Here is a 25,143-nt window from a genome sequence, read left to right as displayed (position 1 = left end):
AATTGGCAAAAAATCTGTTCCTGTAGGACTGGAGGAAAAGATCATAGAGCTTTATGGTTTAGATAAAGAGAAGGCTTTACTCTTAAGGAAAGCAGCTTATGCTTGTCGCAAAAGTTTTACAATCAAGACTTCTGATCCGTTGAGACGTGAAGCTGTTGGTGAGTTTGTTAGAAATTTAGAGAATTTTTCACAACAAAACTTAGCAGAATTAAAAGACTTTCTTGAGAAAGTTTGCAAAAAAAGAGGCGTCCTATAGAGAAATGTTAGAAAATCCTATTCCCTAACTTTTATTTACGCGTCCCTCACTGTAAAAAACATATGGAAAATCAATAAATTATTTTGGATAAAAAAGAGTATGGTGCCCAAAAGAGGACTCGAACCTCCACGCCTTACGGCACAGGTACCTGAAACCTGCGCGTCTACCAATTCCGCCATCTGGGCTTATAAAATTCATCTAAGCGCATGAAGCAACTCTGTCAATAAAATTATAGAATTTATTTTTTCAGCTTAAAACGATAGCATTGAACTTTTGAGGGAGATCATGATTTTAGAAGTTTAAGGTGTGAGGACTGTCTTTGATAAAATTGTTGAATCCGGATTAAATGTGTAAATAATAGGAATGCCGGTCGCTAATTCTTGAGATATAATTTCCTCACCGGAGAGACCTTCAAGCGCCATAATAAGAGCACGAAGAGAATTTCCATGTGCTGCGATCAAAACAGTTTGAGAGCGCAAAATATAAGGCTGGATATGGTAAAGATAATAAGGCCAGATGCGTGCACCGGTATCGCGTAGGCTTTCTCCATTCGGCGGTGCAATCGTATAGGAGCGGCGCCACATTTGCACTTTCTCCTGCCCCCATTGTTGGCGTACTTCATCTTTATTTAAACCAGAAAGATCACCATAATTACGTTCATTTAATGCGGGATTTTTTATCACTTCTAAATCTGATTGTCCCATTTGCTCTAAAATGTGCTGAGCGGTTTTTTGAGCTCGCTGTAAGGCAGATGTATAAGCGATATCAAACCTCAAACCATATTCTTTCAGTTTTTTTCCTGCTGCTATCGCTTCTGCATGACCTTTTTCTGTTAAATCGGGATCTTTCCAACCGGTAAAAAGGTTTTTGAGATTCCATTCACTTTGTCCATGACGAATTAGTGTAAGTATGCGTCCCATTATAAATTGCCTCTATTCTATTGATTACTTAAAATTCATCGTTCAATCCCAAAACATCGAACATTGAATAAAGACCGCTTTCATGATTTTGTGCCCATAAAGCTGCTTTTAATGCGCCATTGGCAAAGATAGAGCGTTCTTGCGCTGTATGTGAAAGAACAATGCGCTCATTGGAACCAGCAAAAATGACACTGTGTTCTCCAACAACTGTCCCACCACGTGAACAGGAAAAGCCAATGGCGCCTTTTTTGCGTTTACCTATATGACCATTGCGTTCGTTGACACACACATTTTTAAGCATAACATTGCGGCCTTCAGCTGCTGCTTGGCCAAGAAGAAGGGCTGTTCCAGAAGGAGCATCAACTTTGTTAGCGTGATGCATTTCATAAACTTCGATATCAAAATCATCGGCTTCTAATGCTTTAGCGGCTTTCTTTACAAGGTTGGCTAAAAGATTTATTCCAAGGCTCATATTTCCGGATTTGACAATTGTTGTATATTTCGCAAAATCTGCAATTTTTTCTTCTTCTGTTTTGCTAAATCCTGTGGTGCCAATAATATGGACAAGGCTTTTTTGAGCAGCGTAGTTAGCATAAAGAATACTGGCTTCTGGTTGTGAAAAATCTAAAATACCTTCTGTATTAGAAAAGGCATTTTCGGGATTGTCAGTGATACTAATCCCAAGAGAATCTGAACCAATTAATGCACTGGCATCTTTTCCTACAAACGGTGAGCCTTTACGTACAAGAACAGCACAAAGCTCTACATCTTTCCTCTGCTGGATTGCTGTAATGAGTTCACGTCCCATTCTTCCATTTGCACCAACAACTGTAAGGCGCATTTTTATCTCCTTATGATACTTTACTGTGCAGTATAGGCAAATTCTTGCCTTCTTTCCAATGGTTCTTTTTCTTTATAGAATTTTTTTCCTTCTTTAATTTATCTTGTTGTGCTGTAAAACACTGTTGTTTAGAGCAAGTGATATAAGATCTACAAATTTAAATAGAGATGTTTTTCGTTAGAGTGTGTGATGAATATTCTTAAGTAAGGTTTGCTTATGAAACCTTATGAAGATTGTGTATTACTTTACGCTTTTTTTTCGTTCTTTAAAGGGGAGCGTTCTTCATGCAAAATAAGATCTCCCAAACAAAATAGACCTATGTTGTCAATTCATGCGCTTTTCTTAAAGAAATATTTATCAATTCTTCTAAACTTATTTTATGATAGTGCTCGTGAGTGGTATCACGAGAGAGTATCCATGAATAATATAACATCTATTCTGCGCCACTATCTTTATGCTTCATAAATAGAGAAAATTAGCATTATCATACGTTTTGTTAGCCTTTAATGTTTTAACTTAGTCATTTTCACTCATCAATTCCATTTGTGACGCATAAGAAAACGATTATTTATCATTATATATCAATATGTTATCCATAAATAAAATCACGTAAAAAGGGGATAAAAACAAGGGGCTAACAAGAAGTTGGATTGTTTTCACACGAGAGTTGGTCGGATTCTTCATCTTTTAGGAAAGTCAGTTGAAAAAATTGTTATGTTGTAAAAACGCACGATGAGGCTTTGTTTATTATAGAGAAAATAGGATATATATTATGCAATGCGTTTTTTCATATATTGGGGAGAATGGAGTATAACATGCGTTAAGTACTGTTATTTTATTTGCCTAGCTTCCAATGATGCTACAGCTCTTGTATTTAAAGAGAGTCTTTAAAATTCTTTCTTAAGTATTTTTTATCCCTGTGCTGATCTTTTTTGTGACACGATAAGAAAGTGATTTTTGTGATTCAATTATAATGGGTTTTATTCTCTGTTTAATACGATCATAAATCAATGTATTATTATATTGTTTATACGCATGCATAAAAATTCATAAACCTATAAATATCCTTTAGATAAAATATCACTTTTATTTTTGTTTGTGAGAGAAGGCTAGAAATCAAGATCTGCATAGTGAGCACTTGCAACAATTCCGCGGACGCGATCTGTTAAAAGAGAACGAAAAGAAGGGCGTGATTTAATTCTCATATACCAGTCTTTGGCAGCAGGAGATTGTTCCCAGTCAATTTCCCCTAGAAAGTCAAGCACAGAAATAGAGGCTGCTGCTGCTAGATCTGCATAGGACAAGGCACAACCGACTAAGCTATCGCGAGAGGCACAGAGCCAATTGAGATAGTTCATATGTGGTAAAATATTGGCACGTGCATTGCGTAAAATTTGTGAATTAGGAGCACCACCGCCAATGGCAAGTGGCATTTCACGTTTATGAATTCGTTCTCGTACGATATGGCGCGTTGCTTCATTTTCGAATTTATTTAAGAACCAGTCATTGAGACGGCGTACTTCCGCACGATCTAAAGGATTTTCTGGAAAGAGCTTATTTTCTTGTCGTAAACTTCCATGTGTTTCGTCTAAATATTCGCAGATAACAAGAGGACCTGATAATGGAACCTCGTGTTCATCGAGAAAAACAGGAACATGACCAGCGGGATTGAGGGCTAGAAATTCGTGTCTTCTTGCCCATTCATATTCTTCAATCAGTTGAGTGGTTACACCATATTCCCCAAGAATGAGGCGTATGAAGCGCGAGGCAGAGGATAGGGGAGAGTGAAAAAGTGTCAGCATAATTTACACTATCAAATAGAGTTGAAGAGAATTCTTTCAAGTAATCATTTTTATAAAGATGCTTGACTAGAAGTACAAGATCATTAGTAGCTGCTAGTAATTATAATTAATAAATTGCTAATGACTAGGAATTGTTCTCTTATGCGATGGTTTGCAAAATGGCAGCACGTAATTCTTCTAAACCGATAGCTTTTTCTGAAGAGGTTACAAGAAGCTCAGGATAAGCTGCTGGGCGTTTAAGAAGCTTTGTTTGTGTGCTCATAATTAATTTTTCCAAGGCATTTGATTTGATTTTATCGCTTTTTGTCAAAACAATGTGATAAGAAACAGCTGCTTTATCAAGGAGAGCAAGAACATCTTCATCATTATTTTTGATTCCGTGCCGTGAATCAATTAAGATATATACACGTTTTAACGTTGTGCGCCCCCGTAAATAGCTAAAAATCAAATTTGTCCACGCATCAACAAGATTTTTAGGAGCTGCAGCAAAACCATAACCAGGCATATCTACTAATGCTAGAGGGGGAAGGTCTCCTAGTTGCCCACTGAATCCATCGGGGACAAAATAATTAAGCTCTTGAGTCCGTCCTGGTGTATTTGAGGTACGTGCTAAGCTTTTTTGTTGGACGAGTGCGTTGATTAAAGATGATTTTCCAACATTGGAACGTCCTGCAAATGCAATTTCTGGTGGTCCTTCGGGGGGGAGAAAGCGTATTGCTGGTACACCACGAACAAAAATCCAATTGCGAGAAAAAATTCCAGAAAGGGAAGAATCTCTTGTCATTCATGCACTTCTTTTTTGGGTGATCTTCTCCAGATGGCTTTCAGATTATCAAAAAGCTCAATTTTAACTCCTTGGCGCTTCATCATGATACCTTGCTGAATGATTGATAATATATTGTTCCATGCCCAATAGATGACGAGACCAACAGGGAAAGAGGCGAGCATAAAAGTAAAGACAACAGGCATCCATGTGAATATCATCGCTTGGGTTTGGTCTTGAGGAGCAGGATTCATACGCATTTGTAAAAACATCGTTATTCCCATAATCAAAGGCCATGCACCAATCATAAGAAATGTTGGCGTTGTATATGGCAAGAGACCAAACAAGTTAAAAAGAGAAGTTGGGTCGGGTGCCGCTAAATCTTTAATCCAGCCAAAGAAAGGGGCATGGCGCATTTCAATAGTGATATAGAGAACTTTATAAAGAGCAAAGAATATTGGGAATTGAACCAACATTGGCCAACAGCCTGCAAGGGGATTTATTTTTTCGGTTTTATATAGATCTATTATTGCCTTTTGTTGTTTGGTTTGGTCATCGGGATACTTTTCTTTTATTTCTAGCAACCGCGGTTGTAAAAGCTTCATGCGTGCCATAGATTTATAAGATTTATTGGCTAGAGGGAAAAGAAGAGCTTTTAAGAGAACTGTGACAAGAAGGATGGCGATACCAAAATTCCCTGTTTGTTTATAAAGAATATCAATGAGGGAAAACATTGGTTTGGTGATGAAATCAAACCAGCCCCAATCAATTAAAAGAGCAAACTTTTTGATTTTTAGGTCATTTTGATAATTATTAATAATTTCAACTTGTTTTGCACCAGCAAAAAGACGATTTGTAACAGTTTTTGTTTCATTTGGGGCAATCGTTAAAAGCGACCCTAGCAAGTCAGACTGATAATGCGTTTGCAAACGATCAAAATAAATAAAACGGCTTGTATATTCTTTATTTTGCGGGGGAATAACTGCTACAGCCCAATATTTATCGGTAATACCAATCCAACCTCCTGTTACTTTGGAAAAAGTCATGCTTTTTTGCCCATTATCAGGATTTGGGTCAAGCTCTGCTAAGGTTTTATATTTTTCAGTTTTGAGCGAATCTCCTGCAATACCTATCATACCTTCATGAAGTAAATAGGTTGCATTTGTATGTTCTGGTGGTGCAGCACGTGCAACGCGGGCATAGGACGAGAGATGTATTGGTTGATCACTTTCATTGCTGATAGAATCCTCAATGGTAAACATGAAATGATTATCAACAGAAAGGGTCCGCCGGAAGATTTGTCCCTGTCCATTATTATAAATTAAAGTGATGGGTGTTGAAGGAGTCAGGATTGTATTGTTTCCCTCTATTTGCCATTTTGTATCCGATTGTGGCAAGGCTTTTGCTGGCAAAGACGCACTTGCAAAACCAAATTCAGCAAGGTAGGTCGTTTTGAAACCTTTAGGATTTAGCAAATCGATTTCCGGTGATTTTTTATCGACTGTTAAACGATATTTTTTGAGGTGAAGATCATCAAATTGTGCACCAACAAGATTAATAGAGCCTTCCAGTTCATTGGTTTTGATCGCAATACGCTCTGTTTTGTCCAATACAGCTTTCCGGATTTCAGGTGTCATGGGCTGTTCGATGATAGATGTAGCTTGATACGTTGAGGTATCGTCAGAAAAATCTGTCGTGGTAGTAGAAAGGGCTGATTGTTGTTTTGACAATTGCTGTGCGATGACTTGTTGTTTTTGTAACTTTGCTTGTTTGGGAGCAACATGAAGAAATTGCCATGCGATGAGCACTACGAAAGATAAGCCAATAGCGATAAAGAAATTGCGATTATATTCCATCCGTACACCCTTGTTGTTGTTGCTGATGTTTTATTTTTGGTTTTATTCGCCGATTTAATTCACTAATCAAGGATGTAAAAGGTGCATGTAACACATCACGGTACGCTACAATGACATAGTCTGTTCCTGCTTCCATGTGGTTTGTTACACCAACTCTCACGGCCTCACGCAAGCGCCTTTTAATACGATTACGTTTCACAGCGTTACCGTTTTTACGGGTAACAGTGAAGCCTACACGTGCAAAAAGAGAATCTTTTCTTTCTGTTGTTTGTTCACGAGATTTAACTTCGAGCAAAAATAAAGGACCACGTCGTTTTTCTCCTGTACGGACAGCCAAAAAGTCTGCTCTTTTGCGAATACGGCAGGGATGTTTTTTCTTCATAAAAGAATATTTCGCAATTTCATTAAATGCCTGCAAGCAGACATTGTAGGTTCATAATAAAAGTTTCACAACGAAGAAACGATGAGCAATCCTCAACGGTTGTGAAAATTTAAATGGTTAAGCAGAAAGCCGCTTACGTCCACGAGCACGTCTTGCAGCAATAACTTTACGTCCTCCAGCTGTGGCCATGCGTGCACGAAACCCATGGCGGCGTTTACGGACAAGTTTAGAGGGTTGGTAAGTACGTTTCATTTATTTAAATACCGCGGAGTGCGGCCCTTCTTAATCTTCGTTTTATGAGTAGTTATGCGCGAGATAAACAATTTTATCCTATCATACGGCTGTTAACCCATAAGGAAAAATATAAAAAAAGTCAATCTTAGATTGTTTTTCTCTCTCTTGAAAGAATACAAAACACCTTATAACTATCTGTAACGCTTTTTTACAATACTGTAGGAGTGTTAGAAAATAACGATTGAATCTACAGAACATAAATAGCTAGGGCCTTAAAGAATTAAAGAAGGTGTGACTGATTACTGTATGCTCAATTTAAAATATCCTTTAAGATTAAGAGTTTTTTTCAGTTTTTGTTTTTACAAAATTTTTATCAGAATATTCATTAAAGTGGTTGTAGCACAAACGTGATTGATAGGATTTTATAGCAGATTTTATGTTTGAGCTTCTTTATTTTAAGGATGGTTTCATATTTTTAAAGAGATAAGAGATGTATACTTTATAATGCTGAGTAAAGTAGAAAATTATCAAGTGATGAACAAAATTATCAGGTGATGAACCTTGTAAGTATTTTTCGTTCTTATGCTTATATTTGCTGGTATTTTTATAGAGAGGAAAGAACATGGATCTTATCACAAGTGAGGCTGTCCGCAACGTATTACGTACAATCAAAGGACCAGATCTTGAAAGAGATATTGTGTCGTTGGGTCTTCTTTCAGAAATATTGATTGCTGATGGTAAGGTTTTCTTTTCCATTACAGTTCCTGATGGAGGTGTGCAAAAATGGGAATCATTGCGTCGTTCTGCTGAAAAGGTGGTATGTGCTTTGGAGGGAGTGAAATCTGCTGTTGTTACACTTACAGCAGAAAAAATAACAAAGACAGCACCTAGTCGAAGAGCAAATCTCTTACCGATCAAAATGCCCATAGAAGGTGTGCGGCATGTGATTGCTGTTGCTTCTGGAAAAGGAGGGGTCGGAAAATCTACGATGGCAATAAATATCGCCTTAGCTTTACAAGATTCTGGTTTCAAGACGGGGGTGATGGATGCTGATATTTATGGTCCTTCGTTGCCACGTTTGACAGGACTTGTTAATCAAAAACCACAGCTTATTGGAGAAAAAAAGATTCAACCTCTTGAAAAATTTGGACTTAAATTGATGTCGATGGGATTTTTGGTTGAGGAAGAAAAGCCGGTAGTATGGCGTGGTCCTATGGTTATGGCAGCTGTAACGCAATTGTTACGAGATGTTGTATGGGGCCCTCTGGACGTTTTAGTCGTTGATATGCCGCCCGGTACAGGGGATGCACAATTAACGCTTGCCCAACAGGTACAATTAACAGGTGCGTTGGTTGTCTCTACGCCCCAAGATCTTGCTTTAGTGGATGCACGTAAAGCAATAGAAATGTTCATGAAAGTTAATGTTCCTATTTTAGGACTCATTGAGAATATGAGTTATTTTATCGCTCCTGATACGGGAAAACGCTATGATATTTTTGGCTATGGTGGTGCACGGGCAGAAGCGGAACGTCGAGAAGTCCCTTTCTTAGCGGAAATACCGCTTGATGCAGCTTTACGATTTTCTTCAGATGAGGGAATCCCTATTTTTGTTGCTAAGCCTAGTGAAGAGCATGCTAAACTATATCGTAAAATTGTTGATCAAATAAAAAATCAACTCTTTTGAATGGGGGGGTGTTTAAGAGAGTTTATTAAAACACAATCATGAAAGACATAAAAATAGTCGCTTCTTTGTAAGAGGAAGTTTTAATGTGTGAATAGAGTATATAGGTTAAATAAACAAAAAATTATTCATGCGTTTGGATAACCTGAAGGGGAACAAAATTGAAGAGCTAGAGCTGTGAGGTAGAAAAAATATTGGACTTGAGGCTAAAAGAAGAAGACCGAAAATAAAAATATTTTAGAAAAATTGTAAAAGGTTGTAAAAAATATTTTAAAAATCATTTTTTGATACGAGTTTTCTTGATATAAATCTCAACATTTCTTTTTAGAAGCATTCATTTTTTGCAAAGTAGCTTCAAGAGCCATTGTTAAAGCATTCTTTCCCCCTTGTTGAGAAAAGTAATTTGACAAAAATTCATTTGTTCCACCCTTTGTTGAAAACTCTTTTTCAAGCAGTGCAAAATCGAGAGATACAGAACGATCCGTTGCTATAGTTTTACGCATTTCATCTGTAAGATTTCCAAACATCATGGTAAGGAATTCTGCTGATTGTTGTTTTTTTAACCCTTGTGTTATAAACCATTGATGGGCAGTTTCTATAAAATTAAAATATACTCCTATAAGTGAACCAGCTGTCATAAAAAGATTAAACTGCTCTTCCTTATCCAGCACCAATGTGCCCCCCAATGCATCAAATAAAGTGCGCAAAAAGGGATGATTGGGATAGATTGGTGTCAAATTTTTGCATTCTGCAACAAAAGGTAATGGAACAGCACGATAAACTTTATGATTAATCCACTCTTCTATTTCTGCTGCTTTTGCCATAGCAAGTACGGAAATAACCAGCTGTTCTGGACGAAAACAAAGAGAGCGCAAAACGTCTTCTGCAATTTGATTGGGCAAGCAAAGAAAAACACAATCACTAACATCGAGCAACGCTTGGTTATTTTCAGCAATCATAACTTTATCATAAGTGCGTGAAAGGCGCTTTGCTGTTTGTGCATTGCGAGGCGAAACAATAATGGAAGAAACATCAAAGTTGCTTGTCATTAAGCCATTCACCATTGAAGCACTGATTGTACCTGTTCCCAAAAAGCCAACTCTCATTATCTATTTCTCAGTTTCATATTTTAAAAGGAATTTCAATCAACATCTCAGGTGTTTTAACTAACATAAACGCTAATTGAAGAAGCAACACATAACATAGCAAGAATAATCAAAACCAAATAGATTTTGGGCTTGTCAAAGAGAACGGCAAAAGCAGAAAACCAACCAACAACAGCTGCGGCTAATGCAAATAAAAAACCTGGTTTATTCATAAGCACAATATGCATTGCCATTAAACCACCAATAATTAGCGCTCCAAAAATGATGAGCAAACCTGTTGCAAACTTTTCATAATCATCCATATTTCGCTCCTTATAGCGCTCAATTATTACACACTTTTTAACGCATATGCACATAAAAACGAAATGTTTTTTATTGAATATGGTTAAAACGGGGGGCCGTTTATTGATCAGATGTAAAAAATGCAGGGATATGCTGTGGCCAACGCCAAGGTAAAATTGCAATTAAATCAAAGCGTACAGACAAAAGGGCATAATCTTTTTGCCTTGCGAGCCAAATATCGGCAGCTGCCTCAATTCGCTTTTCATTCATTCGGGAAACCGCTTCCATTGCTTCAGCCAACGTTGAACGTGCTTTAACTTCAACGATTAACACAAGATTTCCGCGTCGTGCAATTAAATCAATTTCTCCACATTTTGTTTTAAAACGCCTTTCGGCAATGTGAAACCCTTTGCAACGTAGCCACCAAGCTGCCAATTTTTCTGCACGAATCCCTCGATAAAAAGACTTTTGTCTGCGTTTTTTTTGTATTATTTTACGCATTTTTTAAAAAGATTAATCGCTGAAAAAGTTCTTGCTTTTTTAAACCGGTTTTTTTTGCAACAAAAGCTGCCGCTTGAGCAGCAGAATGTGTCTGTGCGCGTTCTAATAGCATTTCATCAATTTCTTGATCTCTTATCACATTTAAAGAAGAAGATGATTCTCCAACAAGTACAACAATTTCCCCACGAATATGTGCTTGTTTTCTGTAATTTTCTAACAAATTTCCCAAATTGGAAACATCTACTGTTTCAAACTTTTTTGTTAATTCACGACAAATGGCAGCAGGTCGATTAGCCGAAAAAAGTGTGACCATATCCTGTAAAGTTTCAACAAGACGATGCGGTGATTCATAAAAAATCAAAGTTGCTGGAATCTCTTTTAATTGTTCCAACCGTTTTCGGCGCTGTAGCTTTCGTGCACTCAAAAAACCTGCAAAAAAAAAGCTATCCGTAGGAAGCCCTGTCGGTATAAGAGCGGCTAAAAGAGCGGATGCTCCAGGAATAGGAATAATTTTATGACCAGCTTTACGGGCCTCTTCTACCAATCGAAATCCAGGATCAGAAATAAGTGGTGTTCCGGCATCTGAAACAAGTGCTACTGTTTTGTTTTCGGCTAAAGCCGCTAAGAGCTTCGGGCCCGCTTTTTGCGCATTATATTCATGATAGAGAAAAGTTTTTTTTTGAATGCCGTAACGTTCCAACAAAACACGTGTTACTCGCGTATCCTCACACGCTAAAATATCAATTCCTGCAAGCACTTGCAAAGCACGAAGCGTAATATCTGCAAGATTTCCGATAGGTGTTGCCACAAGATAAAGCCCTGATTCTATAACGGGTGCAGAATAAGCATGCGCACCTATAAAATATGCTTTTTCACACATGCTCTTTTCTTTTCATTAAATTCTCCTCACCACAAGATTTTTATCCATACTCATAAGCCATTTTGGCTTATTTTTTACCAGCACATTTTTTATCATTACAAAGGCTTACCTTACTCGAATAATCGATTACACTACAATAAGATAATTTCATATTTAACGTCTTAATTTAACATTATTATCTATTTTGATCCGCGTTATTTTTTCCAGTAAAACAAATTCCAAATGTAACCAATATTCTATCAGCCCCATGATTTTCTATAAAGTTTTTCCTTCGAGAACCAAAAAACAACTTTACTCATGTTATAATCTCATGCTTCTTTGTGCTCTTTGAAAAGCTAAGCTTTTTAGATTATTTCCATAACGCCGATTTTTCAAATATTCTATTGATATCCAAACTGTTTTTCTGAGCAAATGTAAACAGCCCCTTTTGAAACACATACAGTTAACTGGCAGCGTACTGTATTGTTATTGATCAAATATAAGCTTTTATCAGCAAAATACTTTATTTTTTCATATTCTCTACAGCTTTAACAGTATAATGAGTACCTTAGAAAAGTTTAAGGCTAAATTTTATCTTAAAGATTTGATTTATAATGGAAAATTTATTATTTTGCCTATTAATTAGGAGCTTTAAATATCGTAACATTATCTCAGCTCTTCTTATAGTCAATTAATCAAAATCATTTTTGTGCATCTTGAAACCTCCTTAAAACAAAGATTATCGCCTCATTGGAGATCGCAGAGAAAATAATGCTGTTAGCTTGTACTTTTTATTTCATAAATATGGAACTGTTCGTTCACAGGATTGCGTTATACCTTTTTCGGATAGTGTCGCAAAATTATTGTTTGATATGAGAGCTATCTCTTAAAAACAAGCCCATGACTGAACAACACAAGTCTGCTTTAATTTTGGATACCTTATTTTTTCTGAAGGATATGCTCCCATAAAAAAACGTAAGTAATAAAAGCGGGGACAATACGTTATCTCTTCTTTTTAGAGGATATTGTGATGCTTTTGAAAGTTTTAAAACCGAATGGACAGATGATAGTAAAGAGGAAAACAGTTTTTTCCTTTCAGATTTCATATTCTTGCTAAATGAAGCTGTATTTTCGTTTCAGAGATTACTCAAATAGAATATGCAATATTTTGGCTCTAGCTACAAAAGCTGGAACGGCGTGCAGAGCTTTCATTCACCTTAATCTTTCTTTTAAATATACCACTTGTGTTCAATTTGGATGTTGATTTACAAGCAATAGCGAAAGCACAAGCTTTATAAAAAAACAACTCTATAAAACGCGTCATAGAGTGGTCATAAAAGCTATTTTGTTTTTTATCAGGTGTTTTGCTAATAGCGATAGTCTCCATGGCTTGGCATCTGCTTATTCTTACGGTATTTGTACACATTCATTGCAGTATATTGGTAAGGTTAGATGCAAGGCGATTATCCTTGATGCAAAAATAAAAGGTTAATGTGAGATTAAAGATTTTTTCGTGTCATTATCAGTAGAAACATTATAAAGGGCTTGAACAAGCATGCTCTTTATCTCTTTATCTCACAATGTTTTTTATACATTCATTCGTGGTTTTTCTTGAGTGAGCATTACTTGGCAAGTGTAGGAGAAAAAATAAACTTGAATTGTACCTCCGTAGGTTTTGCTCTTGGCTAGTTAAAACGACTGATGTTTCTTATGAGAGGGCTAAAAGCATTTTGGATCATATGGGAGAGGGGGGTAAAGTAGAACGGGCTTATTTTCCTTCAGGTTTTCGAGAACCGCGGCTGTTCCTTTATCGCAGAATTGTCAAGAATATATTTATTATTGTTTTGTCATTTAAATAAAAAAATTTTGATAAAAATATGTTATGTTTTTCTATTGAAAAAATTCATGCGGTGAAGAGAGTATTTTATATGAGAATAGAGTTCTTTTTACATTGTGAAAGAACGTATGCAGGAAGGTGATTGATAGATTTCTGATCTGAGGGAAATATTTTTATCCATTGCGTTTTGTATATTTCAATTTTAGGAAAATGAACAATGATTATACATTGGGGAATTACATATTGGGATAGAAGGGGCCCTCATTGCCTTGCGGACAGATCCAAGTGATATTTTGGTTTGGGTCTTTGATGTCACACGTTTTACAATGTATACAATTTGAAGCGTTGATCATATAAGCCAGATGATCATTATCTTCTAGCCACTCGTAGACAGCGGCGGGACAATAGCGTGTAGAGGGTCCTCCATAGATTGCATACTCAGAGTCTTTTTGTTTTTTTAATGAGGCGATTTTTAAATGGCAAGGTTGATTTTCTTCATGGTGCGTATTGGAAAGGGCAACACTTGAAAGGCGATCAAAGGTTACAACGCCATCTGGTTTTGGGTAAGAAATGGGTTGAAATTTTTCTGCTGGTTCAAGGCATGCATAATCTTCCTTTCCGTGGGAGAGTGTTTTAAATAAGGAAAATCCGAACAGTTGTTGCCACCACATATCAAAACCAGCAAGTTTAATTCCATATTTTGTCCCATATTTTGCCCAGAGCGGTTTGGCATTTCGCACTTTATAAAGATCTTTGCCAATGAGCCCTTTTCGCCATTGTTCTTCGATTTCTTTAACCTCATCATGGGCACGACCTTGTGCAAGAGCGGTAGCGATTTTATCGGCAGCTAATATGCCAGATAAGATGGCATTGTGTGATCCTTTGATACGAGGAACATTGACAAATCCAGCAGAGCAGCCAATAAGCGCCCCACCAGGAAAGGTAAGTTTTGGTACAGATTGCCAACCTCCTTCGCTGATAACACGTGCACCATAGGAAAGACGTTTTGCGCCTTTAAAGATTTTATAGAGTTTTGGATGTGTTTTAAAACGTTGAAACTCTTCAAAGGGAGAAAGATAAGGATTTTTGTAATCTAAGTGCACAACAAAACCGACAGAAATGATATTGTTTTCTTGGTGATAAATAAAGCCACCGCCACCGGTATTATTGTCTAAGGGCCAACCCGTGAAATGTTGTACTAAACCGCGTTGGTGTTTGTTGGGATCAATTTCCCAGAGCTCTTTGAGACCAAGACCAAATTTTTGTGGTTCACGATTTTTGCTAAGGTTGAAATGTTGTATCAGTTGTTTTGCAATTGAGCCGCGTGCTCCTTCCGCAATCAGAGTATATTTTGCCAATAAAGCCATACCAGGCATATAATTTTTTCCAGGGGTTCCATCTTTGTTAAGCCCCATATCACCGGTGAGAACACCAATAATAGCTCCGTTATCTTTTTGGATGATGGGTTCTGTTGCTGCAAAACCAGGATAGATTTCAACACCCAACGCTTCAGCTTTTTTGCTTAGCCAGCGGCAGACGCTCCCAAGCGAAACGATATAACATCCGTTATTTGATAAGATTTTAGGGTGCAAAATATTGGGAAATATTGTGGACTTTTGAGGCTTTAGAAAAAAAAATTGGTCCTGTGTGACAGGGGTTGTAAAGGGATGGTCGTTATCATTTCGCCATTCTGGTAAGAGTGTATCGATACCAATGGGGTCAACAACTGCGCCAGAGAGAATATGTGCACCAACTTCGGTTCCTTTTTCAACAATTGTGACAGAAAGCTCAGGATTAATTTGTTTAAAACGAATTGCGGCAGAAAGCCCTGCTGGTCCTGCTCCGACAATGACTATGTCAAACTCCATACTTTCACGTTGGTCATGCAGAAGTGCTTTCATGGCTTATAAAGCTTTCTCCAATTCTGGAATAATTTGGTGGAGATCACCTACAAGGGTGTAATCGGCAATTTGCATGATGGGAGCTTCTTCATCTTTATTAATGGCAACAATAATTTGTGCATCCATTATACCGGCTACATGCTGGATTGCACCGGAAATGCCAACGGCGATATAGAGTTCAGGGGCAACGACTTTTCCTGTTTGTCCAATTTGCCAATCATTGGGAGCATAGCCTGCATCCACTGCTGCGCGGCTGGCACCTAAAGCAGCATTTAATTTGTTTGCAAGAGGAAGAAGCAGGGCCATAAATTTCTCTTGAGAACCAAGACCACGCCCGCCTGATATAATAACACGTGCTGAGGTGAGCTCAGGACGATCACTTTTGTTTGTCTCTGCTTTTACGAAAGAAGAAAGATTTGGATTGGGAGCTGGTGTTATTGTTTTAATGGGAGCAGAATTATTTTGGGAAGGCGTTGGGGTGAAAGAAGCGGTGCGAACTGTTATAATCTTTTTATAATCATTGGTGCGTACAGTTTCAAATGCATTGCCTGCATAAATTGGTCGTTTGAAGGTATTGGGTGAAAGAATGGCGGTAATATCTGAAATTTGCATAAGATCAAGAAGAGCTGCTACGCGCGGCATCACATTTTTCCCAGTACTGCTGGATGCTGCCATGATCACATCATAATCCTTTGCTAACATGAGAATTGTATCTGACATAGGCTCGGCAAGTTGATGGGCTAAATAGTCTGCTTTTGCAATAAGAACTTTCCGCACACCATTAAGTTTAGCACTATTTTCCGCTATCGTTTGAATTTTTTCTCCGCAAACCAGAATATCGATATCATTACTGAGTACGCGTGCAGCGGTGAGTGCTTTTGCTGTTTCTTCTGTATTATGATCGGCCAATAAAAGAATTGCCATAAGTTTTTGCCCTTTTATGTGAGTGTTGCTTTTACTCTAGTGGTGAGAATATTAAATGCAGTTCTTCTGTTTTAAGGCTCTGACAAGTTCTACTACATTTGCCACTTTTATACCGGATTGACGGGGTTTTGGCTCTTCAACGCTTAAAATTGTTAAGCGTGCTTTCGTATCGACGCCAAGATCAGTAAGAGATTTTTGTTCAATGATTTTCTTTTTTGCTTTCATGATATTGGGGAGAGAGGTGTAACGCGGTTCATTGAGCCGTAGATCGGCGGTCATAACCATGGGAAGGGGAAGACAAAGGGTTTGTGTTCCATTATCAACTTCACGAGTAACTGTAGCATGCCCATTTTCTATGTTAAGATGTGAGGCAAAAGTTGCTTGTCCCCACCCAAGAAGAGCAGCGAGCATTTGTCCTGTTTGGTTGCTATCGTCATCAATTGCTTGTTTTCCTAAAAAGACCATGTCGGGTTTTTCTTCATCAACAATGGTTTTGAGAATCTTAGCAATTGCTAAGGGTTCAAGTGTTTGATCCGTTGTGACAAGAAGTGCGCGATCAGCTCCCATTGCAAGTCCTGTTCGTAGAGTTTCTTGAGCTGCTTCTGGGCCAATTGAAACAAGAAGAACTTCTGAAATTTTACCGGATTCTTTTTGGCGAATGGCTTCCTCCACGGCTATCTCATCAAAAGGATTCATAGACATTTTTACGTGAGACAGATCAACGCCTGTACTATCCGGTTTGACGCGTATCTTGATGTTATAATCAACAACACGTTTGACAGCGACAATTATCTTCATAATGATCCTCTTTGTTTGTATGTTACAAGTTTATAGCAATACTCATAAGAAACCAAATTGTTTAGAATGAAGTCTCAATTTATAACTTGTGTTCTCTTTCGTATAAGCTTTTTTATGTTTACTTGTACTTTCTCGTCGTCATTTTCAATCTTCATATTTTTGCATTGCCATAATTGCCTTATTTGCTTGAATAAAAAGTAAAAAAATCAAACTGTCTTGTGAGAATATTCTTTTTTAGTTTCTTATGCTTTGTTTATGATGGTGCAATAGGTCCTTTATGCAATGAAAAATTAAGTGAAAAAGATAAAAATGGGGGAATGATTTTGCTCTTCAAATCTTGAAGACAGAAAAATTAAAGATCTTTCTTTCAAATATTTTAGATAAAGATTGGGGAAAATATTTCTAACAAAAAAGTTTTTGGAAGTTCTTAAAGCTCTATTTACTAAAATAGAGCACACTTTCTCATCATTTGTTGCGATTCTTTTCAAAAAGGTTAATGAGGGGTAGGCGTTTGTGAATACGAAGGGTCATACGATCGACCAGGCGACCAAACAGGTTAGGAACGATAAAGTCTTTTCTTTTGTTGAACAGAAAGAGAGAATGGATACTTCTGTAGAAGTAACGATGTCGGATATTGCTCAAAAATTACGCACCGTTTATGCGCAAATGCAAATGAAGCATTCGCCTCGTTCTTTAATGCAGCAGAATTCGGTAGAAGAGCATTTTAAATCTTACTTAGATGATATTAGTCGGGCCATTTTGGCTGAACATTATATACGTCGTCAAAGAGAAAAAAAGCTTTTCCAGTCTTTAGAGCAGATTAAAACAATTGTTCAAAGTTTGCAGAGTGAAAAAAAAAGCTTAGAAGAAGCAGCGGTAACACGACAGGTGTCTCGTTCAAAATCACCTGATTCTGTTGTACAAAAACTTGCTCACATGGAATGTGAGGGAAATCAAGAACACTTATTACTTCAAAAGGTGCGAAATTTTTCGAAAGAAAACAGCATAATTTCACTCCAAACAAATGTTGAAAATACGTTGCAGCAAGAAAATAGAAGCCCTTTGCCCAGTGATGCTCTGAAATCTTCTTTTAAAAAGGTTGAGGGAGTAGTGAGGCATGCTATGATAGAAGAAAAAGGTATGATGGGTGCTCAGGCATCTAATCATTGCATTGAGAATGATTTTTCTTCTTTAAGGACGCAGTCTCGGGAACATGTCTCGTTTTTATCTTATTTGGTAAAAAAAGGTGTTCTTTGTTTTTTAACCGTTGCATTTGTGGTAGCGATAACGTTATGTTTTTATAGCTTTTTAAAAGGAGCTCGTTTTTTTTAATTTTTATGATGTTGATGTTAATAGATGTGAAATGTATTGCGCATTCATGTTTGTGCGGAAGCTATAGCAACTAAAATTATCCTTTTAAACACGCAACAGAGATTATTGGAAAAGAGGATAATTGGAGAAGGATTCTCTAATTGTAAAAAAACTCAAATTATCTTGAAGGTTCTGTAAGTGAGTATTTATTTACCAATTGCTGAAATGTCACTCAATATGCTGATCTTGATTGGTATGGGAGTCGTTGCTGGTTTTTTTTCAGGACTTTTTGGAATCGGTGGTGGGTTTCTCATCACGCCGTTATTGATTTTTTATAATATTCCTCCTGCTATTGCTGTTGGAACAGGTGCTAACCAGATGATTGCTTCATCTGTAACAGGAGCAATTACACATTTTAGAAGACGTACGCTCGATATTAAACTTGGTATTCTTTTGGCGATTGGAGGAGGGATTGGTTCTTTAATCGGGATTCAGGTTTTCTCTGTTTTGAAAAAGTTAGGTCAATTAGACTTAATGATTTCGCTTCTTTATGTGATTCTTCTTGGAAGTGTAGGAAGCTTGATGATCGTTGAAAGTTGGTATGATATGATGCGCAAGCGTAAGGCAGGAAAAGCCAATATTCGTCTTGCTGGTCGACATAATTGGATTCATCGCTTACCCTTAAAAATGCGTTTTCGGACATCTAGGATATATGTTAGCATTATTCCAGTTTTAGGGATTGGTCTCATTGTGGGGTTGTTGTCTTCTATTATGGGAATTGGTGGGGGGTTCTTTATGATACCAGCATTGATTTATCTTCTGCGTGTTCCAACCAGTGTGGTGATTGGGACTTCACTTTTTCAGATTACATTTGTGTCTTCTTTCACGACAGTTTTGCAAAGTATGACTAATCAGTCCGTTGATATTGTCTTGGCTTTTTTGTTAATGCTTGGAGGAAGTATTGGTGCGCAATATGGAACACGGGTTGGACGGAAGTTAAAGGCTGAACAATTGCGTATGGCACTTGCATTTTTAGTGTTGATTGTGTGTATGCGTCTTGCTTTTCAATTATTTATACGCCCTGATAATCTTTTCTCTCTGGATATTCTTATGAGATAAAAATGGGTAGATTATTTTCTTTATACATCATTACAGGTTGCTTTTGTTTTATTTCTTTTTCTACATGGTCACATGTTGGGACGCCAGCTACATTCATTGATCAAGTTGACCACGAAACTGTCCAAATTATTGTAACAACGAATACGATTACTGTGGATGCAAATTTTGCTGGTCGTGATCTTTATATTGCTGGTGTTTTAGAAAATATTGATCCGTTATATTCTCGACAGAACCGTTATGATATTGTTGTAAGCTTAGAGGGACAAGATCGAACAATGGTGATGCGAGAAAAAAAACGCAATGCCGGTGTATGGGTCAATACAGATTCTCTTATTTTTAAAAAGGTTCCTCTTTTTTACTCTATGGTCACAACACGTGAAATTGACGATATTACGAGCATTGAAGATTATAAACGCTTAGGGTTAGGATTACTCTATTTGCCATTGCAGACGGATGAACAAGATCAGAAAAAAATACAAATCTTTCGCGATGAACTTATAAAATTACAAAAAGCTAAAAGCCTTTATTATGAGGAAGTGGGTGGGGTTCGTTTTGGTTCTGACACACTTTTCACAGCGCATTTTCGTTTGCCAGCAAATATCCCAGTTGGACATTATAAAGTTCGTGCTTATCTTTTTCGTGATGGACAGTTTATTGATAGTGCAACAACGACTCTTGAAATTGTTAAAGCACATATCACCTATACAATTTTTTATGCAGCGCACAAGTATCGTTTTTTATATGGTATTGTTGCAGTGATTATTGCTATTACTACAGGATTTTTGTGTCGTTTGATTTTTCGAAAAGATTAACGCAAGGAAAATGTTAAGGCTTTTATTTTTTATGAAAAATTCGTAAGATAAGAAAAATAGGCACAACAACAATAGCTCCTGTCATAGTTATATGGAAGAAATTTGTAAGCGTTATAAATCCTGCTTCCCATAGTGATTGAAAAAAATCGACTATTTTTTGTATGAGGTTTCGAGGTGTCCATCCCAAAAAATTCATTACGATACCAATGAAGAATGAAAGAATAAGCAATTTTAGACTAACGCGGCTTAATTTTTCTCCAAGAAACGCATGAAAAGAATCTAATAATTTTTTTTTTCGCTTCATTTTAATATACTTTCAAAGATCGTGTTTTTTATTGTATTATCATGGTACAGCGATGTTATTATCATAAAGGAAAAACATTTTTTTATTTTTTCTTACTTTTTGAGTTTATCACCTTAGTCTGGTTAACGGTGCTGGTTTTTGAAATATACACATGTTTTATTGCATTTTTTGCGATATTTTCATGGCGCTTCTTTTATTAAATGAAGGGATATCCTTTCGTCTCGAGAATTTGTAGAGAAATTTTATAACGTTTCAGCATTTCTTATCAGAGTGAGAGTTCTAGTATATTGAAGATTTTGTAACGAACTTATTATTGTCGTGTATAGAAATAATATTTCAAGACAGTTTACTTAAAAAAAGACTATCTATTCTAATAAGGGTATGCTTATATAGGTATTATATTTAGATATTTCAACCTTAGTGCATTGAAAAGATCTTTTTTTCTGAAAAAATGTAAGCAATGAATTGAGTGTTGTTAAAGGAGCAAAGATATTAAAAATACGATGTGGAAAAAAGTTTTGTTATGTGTGGGTGCGTAAAGGAATATCAGGGGGAGCCTATGCTCCTTTTATTTAGAAATAAAATATAATTTAAAAGCTGTTATTTGGCAGAGGATTATGGAAAAATTCAAAATTCCTCTTGTAGGGGGAGGAGGTCATGTCGGTTGATGGGTGAATTTTCCTGTTTTGTTAAAATGTCAAATTGTTAGTAGAGCTCTTTGTTATTAAGGCGCTTAAGCTAACAAAGAAGAGTCTTTTGATGGCATAAAAAGGCGAGAGGAAAGAAGAGACAAGCTTACCCGACAAAAGAGAGAAAATAGTGGTTTTATAGTCTTCAATCGTAGGCGTTATGACATCATGAATAGGCTCTGTTATGGGGGAGCATTCATTGTATGTCAGAGTGTTTGTTGTTGCATGTTTTGGTTTGTCTTGGCTTATAGCCATGGGTAGAAGTCCGTGGTTGGTAAGTGGTGTTGTTTGAAGGTTTTAATAATACTTTGTTTGAGGCGCTTATGGATCATCTAACCTTATTATTAAGCATGTGCTTGTTGTGTGGGAAATTTATATAGTAAACTTTAAAAGGAAAAGTCTATGAACTTGAAGAAAAAAATATTACAAAATAGCAGCTCTCTTGTTTCTGCTTTTATAGCTTTGGCGATGGTTGCACAACAAGTTTCAGCAAAAACACCCGCTGATACCCTTGTGATGGCTTGGAATCTTGATGCAATTAGTACGTTTGATCCCGCACAACTTAATGATGTTTATGGAAGTGAAATTGTTCGCAATGTTTGTGATAATTTGGTCGTTTCTGCTACAGATGATGCGGCTAAAATGGTTCCCTCGTTAGCGAAGAGCTGGGATGTTTCAGGTGATGATCACAGTACGGTGATTACTTTTCATTTACGTGATGGTTTGAAGTTTAATGATGGTCGATCAGCCAATGCCAATGATCTTCTTTGGAGTATGAAGCGGATTGTCAAATTGAAGATGGGTAATGCGGCAATTTTTAATGAATATGGAATTACAGAGCAAAATGTTGATGATGCTTTGCAAGCCCCAGATAAGAAAACAGTGGTGATGAAATTTGATAAGCCTTATCCAGCAGAGCTCATTCTTAATAATATTGTTGCAAGTCCGGCAACAGCTTTGCTTGATCGTCAGACAATTATGAAGCATGAAAAAGATGGCGATTTTGGAAATCAGTATTTGAAAAGTCATGCTGCTTGTGTTGGTCCTTATCAGTTAAAAAGTTGGCGCCCTGGAGAAGCTCTTTTGTTGCGTGCAAGCTCTCACTATTGGGGACAAGCGCCTAAACTGAAGCAGATTTTAATTCGCCATGTTGCAGAGCCCGGAACACAACGTTTGTTGTTGCAAAAGCACGATATTGATGTTGCTCGTGATTTGACACCTGAAGATCTTGCAGATCTGCAAAAAACAACAGATGTTAAAATCGAAGAAGTGTTAGAACCATCTATGATGTACTGGGGATTTAACATGACAAATCCTATTTTTGCTAAGGAAAAAGTACGTTTGGCGATGCGTTATCTCATAGATTATGAAGGTCTTGGCAAGAAGCTTCTCAAAGGTGTTGGTGTTCCACGGGCCAGTTTTATTCCTCTTGGCAACTTTGGGGCTTTAGATGAAAAAGAAGGGCAACCCTTTAAACTTGATATTGCAAAAGCTAAGCAGCTTTTAGCAGAAGCTGGTTATCCGAATGGGTTTGAGGCAAATTTTCTCGTATCAAATGCTCCTTATAGGGTGTTAGTTGCTCAGTCACTCCAAGATAGTGCCGCAAAGGCGGGGGTGCGTCTTAAAATTGAACGGATGGCCGGTACACAGTTGTTTTCTAAACTTTATGCACGGGCTTTTGATACGATTTTTGTCGGATGGAATAATGATTCTGCGGATCCTCATACTATGGCTTCACGTCTTGTTTATAATCCAGATAATCGGCTTGAGGCAAAAAATACCGCCTATCCTAGTTGGCAATATGGGTATTTGGATGAAACGATGAATCAAAAGGTTCAGGATGCATTGTTTCAAAAAGATCCGCAAAAACGGGCACAACTCTATGCTGATTTACAACGTGAATTGATGCAAAAAGGACCTTATGCGTTTATCTTTCAGAAATATACTGTTATCGCGATGACGCCTGATATCAAAAAGTGGGTTTGGAATAGTGCGCCACATATTTTTTATAGTAAAATTGAAAAATAAGAGTGTCTTCAATGCTGTTCAATAGATAAAGGGCATCGTCATGATATATTCGGCGTATTGTATAAATTTTAAGCTTTGCAATGCGTCGAAGATCATAGGTAATGCGTGATATATTGTTGAGTGTCTTTTCAAGACATTCGTTTAAAGATATTTTTCATTCTCATTAGAGGTGTATTTAAGTGGATGTTAAGATAGATATTTCAATTTTTCTGAATTAGAAAATGGTCAATTTATTTGTTAAAAAACTGAGTATAACATAAAGAAACGAAGTGTAACAAATGTCGCGGAATTTAGTCGCGCTAAAGGTGCAAAGGTTTTGCGATGTTGAAGGAAAGTTTTGTTATGGGGGGTACACAAGGGATATCAGTTTTTTATGGTGTTTATATTTTCTTTTGCTTTGAAAGATGATGAGATGTCATTTGGAGGGTGTTATTTTACGGGGAGTGATGAAAAAATTAAATTTTCTTTTGAAGAAGGAATAAAAGTCGTTGCATTTGGCAAACTAACGAATTTTTCTGTTTTATCAAATCGTCAAATTGTTATGAAGGCTCGTTGTTATTAAGGTACTTGAGCTAAAAGGGGTAGTGCTTTGATGGTATAGAAAACGCCGGAAGAAATACGAGACAAGCTTGCTTAACAAGATAGAAAAAATACAGGTTTTATAGTCTTCAATAGTAGGCGTTATGATATCGTGATTAAGCTCTGTTGTTGGTGAGCGTTCATTGTATATCAGAGTGTTTTCCTTTGTATGTTTTAGTTTGGCTTATAAGTCTAGACAAGAGGAGTCATTGGCAAGAGGTGCTTGTTCTTGAAGATTTTAAAGTTTGGTCTTTAGGAGTCTATCGTTCGTCTAAACTTAAATTAAGCACGTTTTGCTGCATGGAGAATTTATACAATAAACGTAAAAAGGAAAATTCTATGAAAGTGAAAAGAAAAATATTGAAAAAGGGCAGTTCTTTTGTTTCTGCTGTTCTTGCAATGGGGATGTTTGTGCAACAAGTTTCAGCAAAAACACCCGCCGATACGCTTGTGATGGCTTGGAATCTCGATCCAATAAATACATTTGACCCTGCACAACTTAATGACCGTTATGGAATTGAAGTGGTTAACAATATTTGTGATAATTTAGTCGTTTCTGCTACAGATGATGCGGCTAAAATGGTTCCCTCGTTAGCGAAGAGCTGGGATGTTTCAAGTGATGATCAGAGTACGGTGATTACTTTTCACTTGCGTGATGGTTTAAAGTTTTATGATGGTCGTCCTGCGAATGCCAATGATCTTGTTTGGGGTATGAAGCGGGTTGTCAAATTGAAATTGTCTAATGCAGCAACATTTAATGAATATGGGATTACAGAACAAAACGTTGATGAGGCTTTTCAAGCACCGGATGACAAAACGGTGGTGATGAAATTTGATAAACCTTATCCAGCAGAGCTCATTCTTAGCAATATTTCCACTAATCGCACTACTGCCTTGCTTGATCGTGAGACACTCATGAAAAACGAACAAGATGGCGATATGGGAAACCGATATTTGGCCAGTCATTCTGCTTGTGTTGGTCCTTATCAGCTAGAGAGTTGGCGCCCTGGAGAAGGAATTTTGTTGCGTGCAAGCTCCAATTATTGGGGGGAGGCGCCTAAATTGAAGAAGATTTTAATTCGCCATGTCGCGGAGCCTGGAACGCAACGTTTATTATTGGAAAAACATGATATCGATGTTGCACGTAATCTGATGCCAGAGGATTTGGCAGATCTCCAAGCAACAACGGATATTAAAGTTGAAAAAGTGTTGGCGCCCTCCATGATCATATGGGGATTTAATGCGACAAACCCTATTTTTGCCAATGAAAAAGTGCGTTTGGCGATGCGTTATCTTATTGACTATGAAGGACTCGGTAAGACTCTTCTCAAAGATGTTGGTATTCCACGTGCAAGTTT

At 37.2% G+C, this 25,143-nt stretch carries 23 protein-coding genes and 1 tRNA gene; 8 read left to right on the top strand and 16 right to left on the bottom strand.

The genetic code is table 11. From position 1 onward, the window contains the following. Window positions 1-256: XRE family transcriptional regulator (locus ACFINH_RS07200; protein ID WP_375632519.1), on the top strand; the 256-nt coding region annotated here is incomplete at its 5' end. Between the two features lie 100 nt (window positions 257-356). On the opposite strand, the gene ACFINH_RS07195 is transcribed toward ACFINH_RS07200, so the two are convergent. The 8 genes from ACFINH_RS07195 to rpmH all read right to left on the bottom strand — a co-directional run bounded on the left by ACFINH_RS07195 (window position 357) and on the right by rpmH (window position 7,072). After that, window positions 357-441: transfer RNA gene (locus ACFINH_RS07195), tRNA-Leu, on the bottom strand. 114 nt (window positions 442-555) lie between these two features. Continuing rightward, window positions 556-1,176: a 2,3-bisphosphoglycerate-dependent phosphoglycerate mutase gene (locus ACFINH_RS07190; protein WP_375630331.1), complete on the bottom strand. Its 621-nt coding sequence runs from the start codon at window positions 1,174-1,176 to the stop codon at window positions 556-558. 28 nt (window positions 1,177-1,204) lie between these two features. Beyond that, window positions 1,205-2,017: a 4-hydroxy-tetrahydrodipicolinate reductase gene (gene dapB / locus ACFINH_RS07185; protein ID WP_375621625.1), complete on the bottom strand. Its 813-nt coding sequence runs from the start codon at window positions 2,015-2,017 to the stop codon at window positions 1,205-1,207. Between the two features lie 1,109 nt (window positions 2,018-3,126). Further along, a complete protein-coding gene (locus ACFINH_RS07180) occupies window positions 3,127-3,819 on the bottom strand; it encodes a glutathione S-transferase family protein (RefSeq protein WP_375632518.1) in 693 nt (230 codons plus the stop codon). 139 nt (window positions 3,820-3,958) lie between these two features. After that, the gene (gene yihA, locus ACFINH_RS07175) at window positions 3,959-4,603 is read right to left on the bottom strand and encodes a ribosome biogenesis GTP-binding protein YihA/YsxC (protein ID WP_375632517.1); all 645 of its coding nucleotides are present in this window, start codon (window positions 4,601-4,603) and stop codon (window positions 3,959-3,961) included. Further along, a complete protein-coding gene (yidC, locus tag ACFINH_RS07170) occupies window positions 4,600-6,438 on the bottom strand; it encodes a membrane protein insertase YidC (RefSeq protein ID WP_375632516.1) in 1,839 nt (612 codons plus the stop codon). Before yidC ends, yihA begins: the two co-directional genes overlap by 4 nt. After that, entirely contained in the window at window positions 6,428-6,820 is a 393-nt protein-coding gene (gene rnpA, locus ACFINH_RS07165; protein ID WP_375612257.1) for a ribonuclease P protein component, read from the bottom strand. The genes yidC and rnpA overlap by 11 nt, the downstream gene beginning before the upstream one ends. Before the next feature lie 117 nt (window positions 6,821-6,937). Continuing rightward, window positions 6,938-7,072 (bottom strand): 50S ribosomal protein L34, encoded by a 135-nt coding sequence (rpmH, locus tag ACFINH_RS07160; RefSeq protein WP_005864709.1) that lies wholly within the window; start codon window positions 7,070-7,072, stop codon window positions 6,938-6,940. Window positions 7,073-7,676: 604 nt separating this feature from the next. On the opposite strand from rpmH, the gene ACFINH_RS07155 reads away from it, so the two are divergent. Continuing rightward, window positions 7,677-8,738, top strand: coding sequence for an Mrp/NBP35 family ATP-binding protein (locus tag ACFINH_RS07155; protein ID WP_375632515.1), 1,062 nt, complete (start codon window positions 7,677-7,679; stop codon window positions 8,736-8,738). Between the two features lie 308 nt (window positions 8,739-9,046). Here the strand turns inward: ACFINH_RS07155 and ACFINH_RS07150 are convergent, their stop codons facing one another. The 7 genes from ACFINH_RS07150 to ACFINH_RS07120 all read right to left on the bottom strand — a co-directional run bounded on the left by ACFINH_RS07150 (window position 9,047) and on the right by ACFINH_RS07120 (window position 16,943). Continuing rightward, entirely contained in the window at window positions 9,047-9,841 is a 795-nt protein-coding gene (locus ACFINH_RS07150) for a pyrroline-5-carboxylate reductase (protein WP_375632514.1), read from the bottom strand. 56 nt (window positions 9,842-9,897) lie between these two features. Continuing rightward, the gene (locus ACFINH_RS07145; RefSeq protein WP_375612261.1) at window positions 9,898-10,143 is read right to left on the bottom strand and encodes a hypothetical protein; all 246 of its coding nucleotides are present in this window, start codon (window positions 10,141-10,143) and stop codon (window positions 9,898-9,900) included. Window positions 10,144-10,243: 100 nt separating this feature from the next. After that, on the bottom strand, window positions 10,244-10,612 hold the full coding sequence (locus ACFINH_RS07140; protein ID WP_375612280.1) for a YraN family protein: 369 nt from the start codon (window positions 10,610-10,612) through the stop codon (window positions 10,244-10,246). A gap of 4 nt (window positions 10,613-10,616) precedes the next feature. Next, the gene (gene rsmI / locus ACFINH_RS07135) at window positions 10,617-11,504 is read right to left on the bottom strand and encodes a 16S rRNA (cytidine(1402)-2'-O)-methyltransferase (protein ID WP_375632513.1); all 888 of its coding nucleotides are present in this window, start codon (window positions 11,502-11,504) and stop codon (window positions 10,617-10,619) included. Between the two features lie 2,052 nt (window positions 11,505-13,556). After that, window positions 13,557-15,221: a 4Fe-4S dicluster domain-containing protein gene (locus ACFINH_RS07130; protein WP_375632512.1), complete on the bottom strand. Its 1,665-nt coding sequence runs from the start codon at window positions 15,219-15,221 to the stop codon at window positions 13,557-13,559. 3 nt (window positions 15,222-15,224) lie between these two features. Beyond that, on the bottom strand, window positions 15,225-16,145 hold the full coding sequence (locus tag ACFINH_RS07125) for an electron transfer flavoprotein subunit alpha/FixB family protein (protein ID WP_375632511.1): 921 nt from the start codon (window positions 16,143-16,145) through the stop codon (window positions 15,225-15,227). Window positions 16,146-16,196: 51 nt separating this feature from the next. Further along, window positions 16,197-16,943, bottom strand: coding sequence for an electron transfer flavoprotein subunit beta/FixA family protein (locus ACFINH_RS07120; protein WP_375621633.1), 747 nt, complete (start codon window positions 16,941-16,943; stop codon window positions 16,197-16,199). Between the two features lie 513 nt (window positions 16,944-17,456). Here ACFINH_RS07120 and ACFINH_RS07115 point away from each other — a divergent pair. The 3 genes from ACFINH_RS07115 (at window position 17,457) to ACFINH_RS07105 (ending at window position 20,185) form a co-directional block, all read left to right on the top strand. After that, window positions 17,457-18,275 carry a hypothetical protein gene (locus tag ACFINH_RS07115; RefSeq protein ID WP_375632510.1) on the top strand — a complete coding sequence of 273 codons (819 nt, stop codon included), beginning with the start codon at window positions 17,457-17,459 and terminating at the stop codon, window positions 18,273-18,275. 177 nt (window positions 18,276-18,452) lie between these two features. Next, window positions 18,453-19,373 (top strand): sulfite exporter TauE/SafE family protein, encoded by a 921-nt coding sequence (locus tag ACFINH_RS07110; RefSeq protein WP_375632509.1) that lies wholly within the window; start codon window positions 18,453-18,455, stop codon window positions 19,371-19,373. 2 nt (window positions 19,374-19,375) lie between these two features. Then, complete coding sequence (locus ACFINH_RS07105) at window positions 19,376-20,185, top strand: TIGR02186 family protein (RefSeq protein WP_273790722.1); 810 nt, start codon at window positions 19,376-19,378, stop codon at window positions 20,183-20,185. A 22-nt stretch (window positions 20,186-20,207) separates the two neighbouring features. Here ACFINH_RS07105 and ACFINH_RS07100 read toward each other — a convergent pair whose 3' ends face one another. Further along, entirely contained in the window at window positions 20,208-20,489 is a 282-nt protein-coding gene (locus ACFINH_RS07100; RefSeq protein ID WP_375632508.1) for a DUF6460 domain-containing protein, read from the bottom strand. Between the two features lie 1,091 nt (window positions 20,490-21,580). On the opposite strand from ACFINH_RS07100, the gene ACFINH_RS07095 reads away from it, so the two are divergent. From ACFINH_RS07095 to ACFINH_RS07085, 3 genes are all read left to right on the top strand, one after another. Then, complete coding sequence (locus ACFINH_RS07095) at window positions 21,581-23,206, top strand: ABC transporter substrate-binding protein (protein WP_375632507.1); 1,626 nt, start codon at window positions 21,581-21,583, stop codon at window positions 23,204-23,206. A gap of 373 nt (window positions 23,207-23,579) precedes the next feature. Beyond that, window positions 23,580-23,768, top strand: coding sequence for a hypothetical protein (locus ACFINH_RS07090; protein ID WP_375613875.1), 189 nt, complete (start codon window positions 23,580-23,582; stop codon window positions 23,766-23,768). A 356-nt stretch (window positions 23,769-24,124) separates the two neighbouring features. Continuing rightward, window positions 24,125-25,143, top strand: a 1,019-nt coding sequence (locus ACFINH_RS07085; protein ID WP_375632506.1) for an ABC transporter substrate-binding protein, incomplete at its 3' end; no start/stop codon positions are given.

The organism is Bartonella sp. AA74HLJMH, assembly GCF_042197045.1.
Lineage (GTDB): Bacteria > Pseudomonadota > Alphaproteobacteria > Rhizobiales > Rhizobiaceae > Bartonella.
This window is presented reverse-complemented; position numbering and strand designations above follow the sequence as displayed.